General features: G+C 72.5%; 11 protein-coding genes. 2 read left to right on the plus strand and 9 right to left on the minus strand.

Features of this window, described 5'->3' with window-relative positions; all coding sequences use genetic code 11:
* Positions 1–2: 2 nt before the first annotated feature.
* From ACWC97_RS12450 to hrcA, 5 genes are all read right to left on the minus strand, one after another.
* Complete coding sequence (locus ACWC97_RS12450; protein WP_352275232.1) at positions 3–476, minus strand: hypothetical protein; 474 nt, start codon at positions 474–476, stop codon at positions 3–5.
* Between the two features lie 174 nt (positions 477–650).
* Positions 651–1,397 carry a 16S rRNA (uracil(1498)-N(3))-methyltransferase gene (locus tag ACWC97_RS12455; protein ID WP_352275233.1) on the minus strand — a complete coding sequence of 249 codons (747 nt, stop codon included), beginning with the start codon at positions 1,395–1,397 and terminating at the stop codon, positions 651–653.
* The gene (locus ACWC97_RS12460) at positions 1,394–2,467 is read right to left on the minus strand and encodes a nitronate monooxygenase (RefSeq protein WP_450649031.1); all 1,074 of its coding nucleotides are present in this window, start codon (positions 2,465–2,467) and stop codon (positions 1,394–1,396) included. Before ACWC97_RS12460 ends, ACWC97_RS12455 begins: the two co-directional genes overlap by 4 nt.
* Positions 2,468–2,591: 124 nt before the next feature.
* Positions 2,592–3,728: a molecular chaperone DnaJ gene (gene dnaJ, locus ACWC97_RS12465; RefSeq protein ID WP_352275237.1), complete on the minus strand. Its 1,137-nt coding sequence runs from the start codon at positions 3,726–3,728 to the stop codon at positions 2,592–2,594.
* Positions 3,729–4,745 carry a heat-inducible transcriptional repressor HrcA gene (hrcA, locus tag ACWC97_RS12470; RefSeq protein WP_352275239.1) on the minus strand — a complete coding sequence of 339 codons (1,017 nt, stop codon included), beginning with the start codon at positions 4,743–4,745 and terminating at the stop codon, positions 3,729–3,731. It abuts the gene before it with no gap.
* A 211-nt stretch (positions 4,746–4,956) separates the two neighbouring features.
* On the opposite strand from hrcA, the gene ACWC97_RS12475 reads away from it, so the two are divergent.
* Positions 4,957–5,691 (plus strand): MBL fold metallo-hydrolase, encoded by a 735-nt coding sequence (locus ACWC97_RS12475; RefSeq protein WP_352275240.1) that lies wholly within the window; start codon positions 4,957–4,959, stop codon positions 5,689–5,691.
* Positions 5,692–5,723: 32 nt separating this feature from the next.
* Positions 5,724–6,545: a DUF3097 domain-containing protein gene (locus tag ACWC97_RS12480; protein ID WP_450649034.1), complete on the plus strand. Its 822-nt coding sequence runs from the start codon at positions 5,724–5,726 to the stop codon at positions 6,543–6,545.
* A 15-nt stretch (positions 6,546–6,560) separates the two neighbouring features.
* Here the strand turns inward: ACWC97_RS12480 and hemW are convergent, their stop codons facing one another.
* The 4 genes from hemW to lepA form a co-directional block, all read right to left on the minus strand.
* Complete coding sequence (gene hemW, locus ACWC97_RS12485; RefSeq protein WP_450649036.1) at positions 6,561–7,793, minus strand: radical SAM family heme chaperone HemW; 1,233 nt, start codon at positions 7,791–7,793, stop codon at positions 6,561–6,563.
* A gap of 72 nt (positions 7,794–7,865) precedes the next feature.
* Positions 7,866–9,821 (minus strand): ATP-binding SpoIIE family protein phosphatase, encoded by a 1,956-nt coding sequence (locus ACWC97_RS12490; RefSeq protein WP_352275457.1) that lies wholly within the window; start codon positions 9,819–9,821, stop codon positions 7,866–7,868.
* Positions 9,822–10,049: 228 nt separating this feature from the next.
* Positions 10,050–11,939, minus strand: coding sequence for an AMP-dependent synthetase/ligase (locus tag ACWC97_RS12495; protein ID WP_352275245.1), 1,890 nt, complete (start codon positions 11,937–11,939; stop codon positions 10,050–10,052).
* A gap of 328 nt (positions 11,940–12,267) precedes the next feature.
* Entirely contained in the window at positions 12,268–14,142 is a 1,875-nt protein-coding gene (gene lepA / locus ACWC97_RS12500) for a translation elongation factor 4 (RefSeq protein WP_352275247.1), read from the minus strand.
* Positions 14,143–14,352 lie beyond the last annotated feature (210 nt).

The raw sequence follows: 14,352 nt of genomic DNA on the forward strand, positions 1-14,352 counted from the left end.
ACTCACTTTCCCCGGGTGGTCTCGGTCACCGTGACGGTGACCGTGACGGTGGGCCGGAAGCCGTTCCCGCCCGCGGCGGGCGGGGCCGGGGTGATCACGGAGGTCTGCGGCGGGGCGTTGCAGTCGCCGAGCACATCGGCCCGGAAGACGGACCGCCCGCCCGTCCTGGCGGTCAGATCGCCCCGTACGCACCGGCCGCCGAGCTCCTGGGTCACCTTGCCGCTGAGCGTGATCGCCTCACCGCTGCCGGTCCGGCCCGTGCAGTCGACGTTCGCGCTGCGGGGTACGGACGCGGCGGGCGAGGCGCCCCAGGCGCGGGCGCCGTCGACCCCGGCGGAGCAGCTCAGCCACCGCACGTTCACCCCGTTGCTCTCCAGTGCGCCGGTGCCGACCCGGTCGGTGGTCACGGCGATGGAGGCGGAGTTCAGCCCACCCGTGGGTTCGCAGGCGGCGACGCCCAGGACGGCCGCGACCACGAGTGCGGACGCGGCCGGAACACGTCGGCCTCGCCCCTGAATCCATGCCCTTGTTGTCCCCATACGGGCAGCTTCCCACCGATCGCCCGCCGGACGGTAGACGGCATGCGGGCGCGCCGCAAATGGCGCCGGGCGCACAACCGGGGATCGCGCGGCGCTACTTTCGAAACACCCCTAGGACCAGCGGCCGGTGCGCCCCAGGAGCAGGGCCGTCGCCGCCGTGCCCGCGGTGGAGGTGCGCAGCACGCTCGCACCGAGCCGGCAGGTCCGGGCGCCCGCCTCGGCGAAGACCGCGAGTTCCTGCGGCGACACCCCGCCCTCGGGCCCGACGACCAGCACGATCCCGCCCCGCTCGGGGAGTTCGACGGTGGCCAGCGGTTCGCTGTCGTGGTCCCGGTCCTCGTGCAGCACGGCCGCGAAGTCCGCCCCGGCCAGCAACGCCGCGACCTGCTTGGTCGTCATCGCGTCGGTCACCTCGGGGAAGCGCACCCGGCGGGACTGCTTGCCCGCCTCCCGGGCCGTACCGCGCCATTTCGACAGGGACTTGAGGCCGCGGTCGCCCTTCCACTGGGTGATGCAGCGGGCCGCCTGCCAGGGCACGATCACGTCGACGCCGGTCTCCGTCATGGTCTCCACGGCGACCTCGCCCCGGTCACCCTTGGGCAGGGCCTGGACGACGGTGATGCGCGGGGCGGGCGCCGCCTCCTCCCGGACCGGAGCCAGTTCGGCGAGGACGAGGCGGTCCTTGCCCTCGGCGGCGGCCACGACGCCCTCCGTCCAGCGGCCCCGCCCGTCGGTGAGCACGACGGCCTCGCCCGCGTGCAGCCGCTTCACCGACACGGCGTGCCGGCCCTCGGGGCCCTCCAGGACGAACCCGGGCCCCTCGGGGACCTGTTCGACGACGAAGACGGGTGCGGTCACTTGGTGCCTCCGGTGCTCAGTGCCGTACGCGCGGCGTCCAGTTCCTCGGCGAGCAGTCCGACCAGCCGGCCGGCCGGCAGCTCGCGGGCCATCCGGTGGCCCTGCCCGGCCCACAGCGCCATGCCCTGCGCGTCCCCGGCCTTCGCCGCCGCCCGGCGCAGCCCGGCGGTCAGGTGGTGGACCTGCGGGTAGGCGGCGGGGGCGTACGGGCCGTGCTCGCGCATGAAGCGGTTGACCAGGCCCCGGGCCGGGCGACCGGAGAACGCCCGGGTCAGGGCGGTCCGGACGAACAGCGGGTTGGTCAGCGCCTGCTTGTGCAGCGGGCTCGCCCCGGACTCGGGGCAGACGAGGAAGGCCGTGCCGAGCTGGGCCGCGTCGGCGCCCGCGGCGAGGACCGCGGCGATCTGCGCACCGCGCATCAGCCCGCCGGCGGCGAGAACCGGGATCTGCACGGTCTCGCGGACCTGGGACACCAGCGAGAGCAGCCCGATCCCGGAGCCGTCGGCCTGCGGGTCGTCGCGGTGGGTGGACTGGTGGCCGCCCGCCTCGACGCCCTGGGCGCAGACCGCGTCGGCCCCGGCCCACTGGGCGGCCTGGGCCTCCTCGGGCGTGGTGACCGTCACGACGGTGTACGTGCCGACGTCGGCGAGGGCGTCCAGGGTGTCCCGGGTGGGGCAGCCGAAGGTGAACGAGACGACCGGAACCGGGTCGTCCAGCAGGATGGCCAGCTTGGCCTCGTAGCCGTCGTCCCCGTCGACGTCCAGGTCACCGAGCGGGGTCTCGTACCAGGCGGCCTCGCCCGCGAGCTGGTGGCGGTAGACCTCGACGGCGCTCGGGTCGGCGAGCCCGGGCTGCGGCAGGAAGAGGTTGACGCCGAAGGGCCGGGCGGTCAGCCCGCGGACCTGTTTGATCTCCTGGTACATCCCGTCCGCCGTCTTGTAGCCGGCGGCGAGGAAGCCGAGACCGCCCGACCCGGAGACGGCCGCGACGAGCGGGGGGCCGGAGGCGCCGCCCGCCATCGGGGCCTGCACGATCGGATACCGGCAGAGATCGGTCAATGCGGATGACATGACCGCATCGTGTCACGTCCGGGCCGGACCGGACCCGCCGGGACGCACCGGCCGCGACCCGGGTACGCGCGGACGCCGGGCGGGCCCCGTCGAGGGGGCCCGCCCGGCGTCCGGACACCGCGGGTCAGCGGCCGTTGAAGGCGTCCTTCAGCCGGGAGAACAGCCCCTGCTGACCGGGCTGGAACTGGCCGGTGGGCCGCTCCTCGCCCCGCATCTTCGCCAGGTCCCGCAGCAGTCGTTCCTGCTCCGGGTCCAGCTTCGTCGGGGTCATCACCTCGACGTGCACGATCAGGTCGCCGCGCCCGCCGCCCCGCAGATGCGTGACACCGCGGCCGTGCAGCGGGACGGACTGGCCGGACTGGGTGCCGGGCCGGATGTCGACCTCCTCCAGCCCGTCGAGCGTCTCCAGCGGCACCTTGGTGCCGAGCGCGCCCGCCGTCATCGGGATGGTGACCGTGCAGTGCAGGTCGTCGCCGCGACGCTGGAACACCGCGTGCGACAGCTCGTGGATCTCCACGTACAGATCGCCGGCCGGGCCGCCGCCGGGGCCGACCTCGCCCTCGCCCGCGAGCTGGATGCGGGTGCCGTTGTCGACACCGGCGGGGATCTTCACCGTGAGCGTGCGCCGCGAGCGGATGCGGCCGTCACCGGCGCACTCCGGGCACGGCGTCGGCACGACCGTGCCGAACCCCTGGCACTGCGGGCAGGGCCGCGAGGTCATGACCTGGCCCAGGAAGGACCGGGTGACCTGCGAGACCTCGCCGCGGCCGCGACACATGTCACAGGTCTGGGCGGAGGTACCGGGCGCGGCACCCTCGCCGCTGCACGTGGTGCAGACGACGGCCGTGTCGACCTGGATGTCCTTGGTCGTTCCGAACGCGGCCTCGGCGAGGTCGATCTCCAGCCGGATCATCGCGTCCTGGCCGCGCCGGGTGCGCGACCGGGGCCCGCGCTGCTGCGACGTACCGAAGAACGCGTCCATGATGTCGGAGAAGTTGCCGAAGCCGCCCTGTCCGAAGCCGCCCGCGCCGGCGCCGCCGGAGGAGGACAGCGGGTCGCCGCCGAGGTCGTAGACCTGCTTCTTCTGCGGGTCCGACAGCACCTCGTAGGCGGCGTTGATCTCCTTGAACCGCTCCTGGGTCTTCGGATCGGGGTTGACATCCGGGTGCAGCTCGCGGGCGAGCCGACGGAATGCCTTCTTGATCTCGTCCTGGGACGCGTCGCGGCGTACGCCGAGTACGGCGTAGTAGTCCGTGGCCACTTACGACTCCGCCAGGATCTGTCCGACGTAACGTGCCACTGCGCGTACCGCTCCCATCGTTCCGGGGTAGTCCATGCGGGTCGGTCCGACCACGCCGAGTTTGGCGACTGCCTCGTCGCCCGAACCGTAGCCGACCGCGACGACGGACGTGGAGTTGAGCCCCTCGTGGGCGTTCTCGTGCCCGATGCGTACGGTCATGCCCGAGTCCTTGGCCTCGCCGAGCAGCTTCAGCAGCACGACCTGCTCCTCCAGAGCCTCCAGCACCGGCCGGATCATCACGGGGAAGTCGTGCCCGAAGCGCGTGAGGTTGGAGGTGCCGCCGATCATCAGCCGCTCCTCCGTCTCCTCGACGAGGGTTTCGAGCAGGATGGAGAGCACGGTGGAGACGGTGCCCCGGTCCTCGCTCTCGAAGGATTCCGGCAGATCCTGCACCAGTTGCGGGACGTCCGTGAAACGGCGCCCCACCACCCGGCTGTTGAGCCGGGCCCGCAGGTCGGCGAGAGAGGTCTCGCCGAACGGGGCGGGGCAGTCGATCATGCGCTGTTCGACCCGGCCGGTGTCCGTGATGAGCACGAGCATCAGCCGGGCGGGCGCCAGCGAGAGCAGTTCCACGTGCCGCACCGTCGACCGGGTCAGCGAGGGGTACTGCACGATGGCGACCTGCCGGGTCAGCTGCGCGAGCAGCCGTACGGTGCGGCCCACGACGTCGTCGAGGTCGACCGCTCCGTCGAGGAAGTTGTGGATCGCGCGGCGCTCCGGCGACGAGAGGGGCTTGACCCCCGCGAGCCGGTCGACGAAGAGCCGGTAGCCCTTGTCCGTCGGAATGCGTCCGGCGCTGGTGTGGGGCTGGGCGATGAACCCCTCGTCCTCCAGCACGGCCATGTCGTTGCGGACGGTCGCCGGGGAGACCCCCAGCTTGTGCCGCTCGGTGAGCGCCTTGGAGCCGACGGGCTCCTCCGTGCCGACATAGTCCTGGACGATGGCGCGGAGCACTTCGAGTCTGCGTTCACTGAGCATCGCGCACACCTCCAGCTGTGTTTCCTCGGTGGTTCCCGGGCCGTTCCCGTGTCCCTGTCCAGTGTCCCTGTCCAGGATTTCGCCTGGCACTCTGTCACCCCGAGTGCCAGCAATCCCCCGCCAGTGTACGGCGGCCGAGTGGGGGCCTAGCAAGGGCGACCGGCCAGCCCGTCACGGGACCCCGCGGGTGTTTTGCCGATAGCGTCGCGGTATGGACGCTTCTTGGGAAGAGTTCGGGTGGGAACGGATCGGCCACGGAGTGGGCCGGCGGCGCCTTCCCGGATGGGATGCGACGGTCGCGCTGGTCGTCGGGGCGGACGGCGCGCTGCTCTTCGACACCGGCTCGACGCTCCGCGAGGGGGCCGAGGTGCGGTCCCAGGCCGAGGCGCTGCTGGGCCGGAGGGTGACACATGTCGCACTCAGCCATCCGCACTTCGACCACGTGCTGGGCACCGCCGCGTTCTCCGGCGTCCAGGTGTACGGGGCGGCCGGGCTGGCGGAGTTCCTGCGGAAGGACGGCGCGGCGGAGCTGCGCGCCTCGGCGGTGCGCCACGGGGTCGCGGAGCGCGACGCGGCGGAGGCCGTCGACGCGCTGGTGGTGCCGGGGCACCCGGTGCGCGGGGAGTGGACGGTCGGCCTGGGCGGCGGGCGCGAGGTGGTGCTGGCCGAGCTGGGCCCCGCGCACAGCGGCCACGACCTGGTGGCGGTCGTCCCCGGCTCCCCCGGATCGCCCGCCGTCGTGCTCTGCGGCGACCTGGTCGAGGAGTCCGGCGAGCCCCAGGCCGGCGAGGACGCGCATCCGGCCCGCTGGCCGGGCGCGCTGGACCGGCTGCTTGCGCTGGGCGGCGAGGACGCGGTGTACGTGCCGGGGCACGGGGCGGTGGTGGACGCGGGGTTCGTACGGGAGCAGCGCGGGCGACTGGCCGGACGTTTCGGCGTGTCGTGACCCCCGGGGTCCGGTCGTCCTATCGTCGTGCGATGCGCAGCTACCAGCCGGACCTGACCCCGCCGTGGAAGAGGTCCGCCCCCGTTCCCGAGATCCCCGCCGAGCCCGATCTGGTGGTGGAGGAGGTGTCCACCGGATTCTGCGGTGCGGTGATCCGGTGCGAGAAGACGGCCCAGGGTCCGACGGTGACCCTGGAGGACCGCTTCGGCAAGCACCGGGTGTTCCCGATGGAGCCGCGCGGCTTCCTGCTGGAGGGCAGGGTGGTCACCCTCGTCCGCCCGGCGGCCGCCGCCCCGGCGCGCCCGTCCCGTACGGCCTCGGGGTCGGTCGCGGTCCCCGGGGCGCGGGCCCGGGTCGCGCGGGCCGGGCGGATCTACGTGGAGGGGCGGCACGACGCGGAGCTGGTGGAGCGGGTCTGGGGCGACGACCTCCGGATCGAGGGCGTGGTCGTGGAGTACCTGGAGGGCATCGACGACCTGCCGGGCATCGTGCGCGCCTTCTCCCCCGGCCCGGACGCCCGGCTGGGCGTGCTGGTCGACCACCTGGTGCCCGGCTCCAAGGAGTCCCGGATCGCCGAGCGGGTGACGGAGGCGGACGTGCTGGTGGTGGGGCACCCGTACATCGACGTGTGGGAGGCGGTGAAGCCGTCCTCGGTGGGCATCCCGGCGTGGCCGGCGGTGCCGCGCGGGCAGGACTGGAAGACTGGGGTGTGCCGGGCGCTGGGCTGGCCGGAGAACACCGGCGCGGCCTGGCAGCGCATCCTCTCCTCGGTCCGCTCCTACCGGGATCTGGAGCCGTCGCTGCTGGGCTCGGTGGAGCACCTGATCGACTTCGTCACGGCGCCGCCGCAGTAGCCTTCCCCGGGGCCCTCAGTCAACCAGGTCCCGCACCACCGCGTCCGCCAGGAGCCGCCCGCGCAGGGTGAGCACCGCCCGTCCGTCCTCGTACGGGGCGGGCTCCAGGAGGCCGTCGGCCAGGGCGCGGCGGGCGGCGGCGAGACCGGCCGGGGCCAGCAGCGACAGCGGGCAGCCGTCGGAGAGCCGGAGTTCCAGCAGGATGCGCTCGACGCGCCGGTCCTCGGCGGAGAGGATCTCCCGGCCGGCGCCGGGCGAGCGCCCCTCGGCGAGGGCCTGGGCGTAGGCGCCGGGGTGCTTCACGTTCCACCAGCGGACCCCGCCGACGTGGCTGTGCGCCCCGGGGCCGGCGCCCCACCAGTCGGCGCCGCGCCAGTACAGCTCGTTGTGCAGGCACCGGCCCTCGGGGGTGCGGGACCAGTTCGACACCTCGTACCAGGAGTAGCCCGCCGCGGCCATCGCCTCCTCGGCGATCAGGTAGCGGTCGGCGTGGACGTCGTCGTCGGTCATCGGGACCTCGCCGCGCCGGATGCGGCGGGCCAGCTGGGTGCCCTCCTCGACGATCAGGGCGTACGCCGACACATGGTCGGGTCCGGCGCCGATCGCCGCGTCCAGCGAGGCCCGCCAGTCGTCGTCGGACTCGCCGGGGGTGCCGTAGATCAGGTCGAGGTTGATGTGCTCGAAGCCCGCCTGCCGGGCCTCGGCGACGCAGGCCTCGGGGCGCCCGGGGGTGTGCGTGCGGTCCAGGATCTTCAGGACGTGCTGCCGGGCGCTCTGCATCCCGAAGGAGATCCGGTTGAAGCCGCCCTCGCGCAGTTCGGCGAGGTAGGCCGGGCCGACCGATTCGGGGTTGGCCTCGGTGGTGATCTCGGCACCGTCCGCGAGCCCGAACTCCTCGCGGATCGCCGCCAGCATCCGGACCAGGTCGGCGGCGGCGAGCAGCGTCGGGGTGCCGCCGCCGACGAAGACCGTGCGGACCGGGCGCGGGTCGTCGCCGAGGACCTTCCGGGCCTGGCGGACCTCGCCGATCAGATGGGCGGCGTAGTTGTCCCGGGAGGCCAGGGCGCCGCCGGAGCCGCGCAGCTCGGTCGCGGTGTAGGTGTTGAAGTCGCAGTAGCCGCAGCGGGTCGCGCAGTAGGGCACGTGCAGGTAGAAGCCGAGCGGCCGGTCGGCGGCGCCTTCCAGGGCATGGCGGGGCAGCGCCCCGTCGTCGGGCACGGGTTCACCATCGGGCAGTACGGAAGGCATACCGCCCATTGTCGCGCGCCGCCGGGGCGTTCCCGGCCACGCGCGGTCCGCTCCCCTCTTCCCGGTACGGGATCAGCCTGCCTGGAGGACCAGCAGGGCCAGGTCGTCGTCGGGCGGCCGCTCGGCGAATTCGTGCACCGCCCGTTTGATCCGGTCCGCGATGCCGTCCGCCGGCAGTCCGGCGCATCCGGCCAGCGCCCGGGCCAGCCCGTCCCCGTCGTCGAACATCCGCGTACCGGAGCGCCGCTCGGTGACCCCGTCGGTGACGCAGAGCAGGCTGTCGCCGGGCGCCAGCTCGAAGCTCTGGCTCTCGTACGCGACGTCGTCGAAGATCCCGAGCAGCATCTGCGGTTCGGCGGCCGGGCGCACCTCGCCGTCGGGCCGCAGATGCAGCGGCAGCGGATGGCCGGCGCTGGCCAGCGTGCAGCGGGCGCCGCCGCCGGGCAGCGGGACGAGTTCGCCGTACAGCAGGGACAGGAAGCGGGACTGGCCGGTGTCCGGGGTCTGCTGGCCGCCGGCGGCGGCCACCATCAGCGCGGCGGCCTCGGCGGCCTCCATGGCGTCGTCGAGGAGGAGCCGGTTGAGCCGGTCCAGGACCTCGCCGACGCCGAAGCCCTCCCGGGCCAGCAGCCGCAGCCAGGGCCGGGCGAGGCCGGTGACGACGGCGGCCTCGGGGCCGCTGCCCTGGACGTCGCCGAGGACGAAGCACCAGCGGTCGCCGGGGCAGGGGAAGATGTCGTAGAAATCACCGCCGACCACCCCGTCGTCGCTGGGCTCGTACACCAGCGAGCTGGCGACGCCGGGTATGTCGGCGACCTTCCCGGGCAGCAGGGCCCGCTGGAGGATGCGGCTGATGGTGGCCTGCCGGCTGTACTCGCGGGCGGCTCCGACGGCGAGGCCGACCCGGCGTACGAAGTCCTCGATGAGCGCGGTCACCTCGTCGGGGACGCGGGCGAGCCCTTCCCGGCCGAGGAGCACCGCGCCCAGGGTCCGGCCGCCGGAGGTGATCCGGTAGGCGAGGGCGGAGACGGCGGGGCCGTCTCCCTCCTCGTCCTTCCCGGTCTCCTCCGTACCGCCGGGCCAGGGCTCCTCGCCGCCGGGCCAGGGCATGGAGACGGGGCCGGTGCCGACCCGCTCGGGCAGCCGTATCGGGCCCTGCTCCAGCAGGGCGCGGAGCCCGCCGGTCTCGGTCTCGTCCCGGTGCCAGACGCTGGCGAGCCGGGGAACCGCCGAGGGGCCGCCGTTCTCCGGCTCCAGCCAGATCGCGCACCAGTCCGCGAGGCGGGGTACCAGTAATTGTCCGGAGAGCGCGGCAACGATGTCCTCGTCGAGCTGACCGGCCAGCAGGTCCGACGCCTCGGCGAGGAAGGAGAGCGCGCCCCGGCCGGCCCAGTCCGCGTCGTCGCGCAGCGCGCGCCGGGCGGAGGGGGCGAGGAGTTCGGCCTCGCGCAGCCCGTGCGGAAGGACGGGATCGGCGGGCGCCTGCGGGAAGGGGTTCCAGTCGTCCACCGGGAGCCGGGCCCAGACGGTCTTGAGGCCGGTGCGGTAGGTGATCCCCCAGCGTTCGGCGAGGGTGCCGACGAGCTGGAGGCCCCGGCCGTACTCGGCGGGCTCGTCGGGGCCGACGGCGCGGGTGCCCTCCGCCGCGTCGGCCGCGCTTCCGGACTCGGGGCGGTCGCTGCGCACCGCGCGGGCGGGGTGGTGGTCGGAGACCTCCAGCGACAGGGCCGCGGCCTCGTCGTCGTCGGCCTCCTCCAGCCGGACGACCAGCTCCACGGTGGTCCCGGCGTGCACGACCGCGTTGGTCACCAGCTCGCTGACGACGACCTCCGCGTCCTCCGCCAGGCGCCCGCTGAAGCCCACGGCCGCCGGGAGCCCGAGCCCGGCCCACTCCTCCAGCGCGGCCCGGACGAACCGGCGGGCGGCGGAGGGGGCGAGGAGGTTGCCGGGCAGGGACGTGTGGGCGGTCGGCCGCGTGTCCGCGCGGTCTGCGGGATTTCCGGGACGCTGAACGATGTCCCGCTGCAAGGGAATGGACCCCACGGTGCAGCTCCTGACCTGTCTCGCTCTGTCTGTTCTCGTTGCCGTCTGTCGGTTCTCGTCTGCGCGGGCGACACCGACAGCGTGACAGATGGACCATGCCCATAAGCAGCGAGTTGCCGAAGTGGGCGGAGAAAATGAGCGGGACGGAACGGGCGCGGCCGCAAGATCCGTACTCGCGACCGCGCCGGTGGGGCGTGGTGGGTCAGCGCGTGCCTACGCCTCGCGGGTTCCCGCGTACATGTCGTCGATCAGGTCCTTGTACGCGCGCTCGACGACCGGCCGCTTCAGCTTGAGGCTGGGGGTCAGCTCGCCGTGCTCGATGTCGAGGTCGCGCGGGAGCAGCCGGAACTTCTTGATGGTCTGCCAGCGCTGGAGGCCCTCGTTGAGCCGCTTCACGTACCCCTCGACGAGGGCGACGGTCTGCGGGGCGGCGACCACGTCGGCGTACGACTTGCCGCCCAGGCCGTTCTCGGCGGCCCAGCCGAGGAGGGTCGGCTCGTCGAGGGCGATCAGCGCGGTGCAGAAATTGCGGTCGGCGCCGTGCACCAGGATGTTGGAGACGAACGGGCAGACCGCCTTGAACTGCCCCTCGACCTCCGCCGGAGCGATGTACTTGCCGCCGGAGGTCTTGATGAGGTCCTTCTTGCGGTCGGTGATCCGCAGGTAGCCGTCCACGGACAGCTCACCGATGTCGCCGGTGTGGAACCAGCCGTCCGACTCCAGGACCTCGGCGGTCTTCTCCGGCTGCCCGTGGTAGCCCTCCATGATCCCGGGGCCGCGCAGCAGGATCTCGCCGTCGTCGGCGATCCGTACCTCGGTGCCGGGGAGCGGCTTGCCGACGGTGCCGGTGCGGTACGCCTCGCCCGGGTTGACGAAGGAGGCGGCGCTGGACTCGGTGAGTCCGTACCCCTCCAGGATGTGGATCCCGGCGCCGGCGAAGAAGAGGCCGATGTCCGGGGCGAGCGCGGCGGAGCCGGAGACGCAGGCCCGCAGCCGGCCGCCGAACGCCTCCCGGATCTTCGCGAAGACCAGGGTGTCGGCCACCTTGTGCTTGGCGCCGAGCGCGAACGGGACGGAGGCGGTGCCGGTGCGCCGGAAGTTGTCCTGCGAGACCTTGGCGTGCTCCCGGGCGACCCCGGCCGCCCACTGGAAGATCTTGTACTTGGCCCCGCCCCCGGCCCGCGCCTTGGCGGCGACACCGTTGTAGACCTTCTCGAAGATGCGGGGCACGGCCGCCATGTACGTCGGCTGGACGACCGGCAGGTTCTCGATGATCTTGTCGACCCGGCCGTCGACGGCGGTGACGTGGCCGACCTCGATCTGGCCGGAGGTGAGGACCTTGCCGAAGACGTGCGCGAGCGGCAGCCAGAGGTACTGGACGTCCTCGGAGGTGATGAGGCCGGTGGAGACGGTCGCCTTGGCCATGTACGACCAGTTGTCGTGCGGCAGCCGCACGCCCTTGGGACGGCCGGTGGTGCCCGAGGTGTAGATCAGGGTGGCGAGCTGCTCCGGGGTGATGGCGGCGACCCGCTCCTTGATCGCCTCGGGGTGCTCCGCCAGGTACGCGGTGCCGCGGGCCTCCAGCTCGGCGAGGGTGAGCAGCCAGCCCTCGGGGTCGTCCTCGGCGGCTTCGGCGCCCTCCGGGTCGATGACGACGACATGGGCGAGACCGGGCAGCTCGGCGCGGCGCTCACGGGCCTTGGCGAGCTGGCCGGCGTCCTCGGCGATCAGCACCCGGCTGTCGGAGTCGGCGAGGATGAACGCCGACTCCTCGGCGTTGGTCGACGGGTAGACCGTGGTGGTCGCGGCGCCGGCGCACATCACGCCGAGGTCGGCGAGGATCCACTCCACCCGGGTGGAGGAGGCGAGCGCGACCCGCTCCTCGGGCCGTACGCCCAGGGCGATGAGCCCGGCGGCGACGGCGTAGACCCGCTCGGCGGCCTGCGCCCAGCTCAGCGACTTCCACTCGTCGGGGCCCTGCCCGGTGGCCGAGGGGACGGGGTAGCGGTACGCCTCCCCGTCGGGGGTGGCCGCCACGCGGTCGATGAAGAGGTTCGCCACGGAGGGCGGTCGGTTCTCGATCAAGGTCAGTGTGTCGCTCACGACGTCCTCCGGGCCTGCGGCAGTGCTTCACGACCGGCTGCTGTTTGCTGCTGACTGCTGTTGCTGCTTGTTCCTGCTTCTTCTTCGTCCTGCTGTGTCTGGTGTCCCGCGTACGGTGTGCTCCGCGTACGGCCGTCCGCCGGTCCGGTGGCTCCCGGTCCCGCTTGTTTAACTGGCGAGTAACTACGAGGCCGTGATCAGGGTAGAGGCCCCGGGTCCGCCGCGTAAGAGGCAAGGGGCCGCCGCTTGATAACGAACGGGCCCCCGCCGCCGCAGGACGCTGCGGTGCGGGGGCCCGTCCGGACGGCCCGGGGGGCTGGGCGCGGGCCTACTTCTTGCCCTTGCCCTCCGCACCGGAGTCGTCGGTGGACAGCACGGCGATGAAGGCCTCCTGCGGGACCTCCACGCTGCCGACCATCTTCATCCGCTTCTTGCCTTCCTTCTGCTTCTCCAGCAGCTTCCGCTTACGGGAGATGTCACCGCCGTAGCACTTGGCGAGGACGTCCTTGCGGATGGCTCGGACCGTCTCACGGGCGATGACCCGGGAGCCGATGGCGGCCTGGATCGGCACCTCGAAGTTCTGCCGGGGGATCAGCTCGCGCAGCTTGGCGACCAGCCGCACGCCGTACGCGTACGCCTTGTCCTTGTGGGTGACGGCGGAGAACGCGTCGACCTTGTCGCCGTGGAGCAGGATGTCGACCTTGACGAGCTGGGCGGTCTGCTCGCCGGTGGGCTCGTAGTCGAGCGAGGCGTACCCGCGCGTCTTGGACTTCAGCTGGTCGAAGAAGTCGAAGACGATCTCGGCGAGCGGCAGGGTGTAGCGGATCTCGACCCGGTCCTCGGAGAGGTAGTCCATGCCGAGGAGGGTGCCGCGGCGCTGCTGGCAGAGCTCCATGATCGCGCCGATGAACTCGCTGGGGGCCAGGACCGTGGCGCGCACGACGGGCTCGTGCACCTTGTCGATCTTGCCCTCGGGGAACTCGCTCGGGTTGGTGACGGTGTGCTCGGTGCCGTCCTCCATGTCGACGCGGTAGACCACGTTGGGGGCGGTGGCGATGAGATCGAGGCCGAACTCGCGTTCCAGCCGCTCGCGGATCACGTCGAGGTGGAGCAGGCCGAGGAAGCCGACGCGGAAGCCGAAGCCGAGGGCGGCGGAGGTCTCCGGCTCGTACACCAGGGCGGCGTCGTTGAGCTGGAGCTTGTCCAGGGCCTCGCGCAGGTCCGGGTAGTCAGAGCCGTCCAGCGGGTAGAGCCCGGAGAACACCATCGGCTTGGGGTCCTTGTAGCCGCCCAGCGCCTCGGTCGCGCCCTTGTTGAGGGAGGTGATCGTGTCACCGACCTTGGACTGCCGGACGTCCTTCACACCCGTGATGATGTAGCCGACCTCGCCGACGCCGAGACCGTCGGCCGGGGTCATCTCCGGGGAGGAAACCCCGATCTCCAGCAGTTCGTGGGTGGCGCCGGTCGACATCATCCGGATGCGCTCGCGCTTGTTGAGCTGCCCGTCGACGACCCTGACGTACGTGACGACGCCCCGGTACGAGTCGTAGACCGAGTCGAAGATCATCGCGCGGGCGGGGGCGTCCGCGACGCCGACCGGGGCCGGAACGTCCCGGACCACCCGGTCGAGCAGCGCGTCCACGCCGATGCCGGTCTTCGCGGAGACCTTGAGCACGTCCTCCGGCTGGCAGCCGATGAGGTTGGCCAGTTCCTCGGAGAACTTCTCTGGCTGCGCGGCCGGCAGGTCGATCTTGTTGAGCACCGGGACGATGGTGAGGTCGTTCTCCATCGCCAGGTAGAGGTTGGCGAGTGTCTGGGCCTCGATGCCCTGGGCCGCGTCGACCAGCAGGATCGTGCCCTCACAGGCGGCCAGCGAACGCGAGACCTCGTAGGTGAAGTCGACGTGGCCCGGGGTGTCGATCATGTTGAGGACATGGGTGCGGCCCTGTCCCTCGCCCGTCTCGGGCGTCCAGGGCAGACGGACCGCCTGGGACTTGATGGTGATGCCGCGCTCGCGCTCGATGTCCATACGGTCGAGATACTGAGCGCGCATCTGCCGCTGGTCGACCACCCCGGTCAGCTGGAGCATCCGGTCGGCAAGGGTCGACTTGCCGTGGTCGATGTGCGCGATGATGCAGAAGTTGCGGATCAGCGCCGGGTCGGTACGGCTCGGCTCGGGCACGTGGGTAGGGGTCGCGGGCACGCAGGGTCCTGATTCTTGAGACGCCGAACGCCGTGTCTCGGGTCGATGTCGGGTCGGTCGGATCGATACGCAGCCTCCATCGTCCCATGGTTGCCGGGCGGAGACCGGTTTGGGCCGGTCGGAGCGGTGCTGGTACCGTTGACAGCTGTGTCTCGCGACTCTTTCGGGCCGCGGGGCGCACACCGAAGATCCAACGAACCTGAAAAGGCT

The sequence above is a fragment of the Streptomyces sp. NPDC001108 genome, assembly GCF_053598535.1.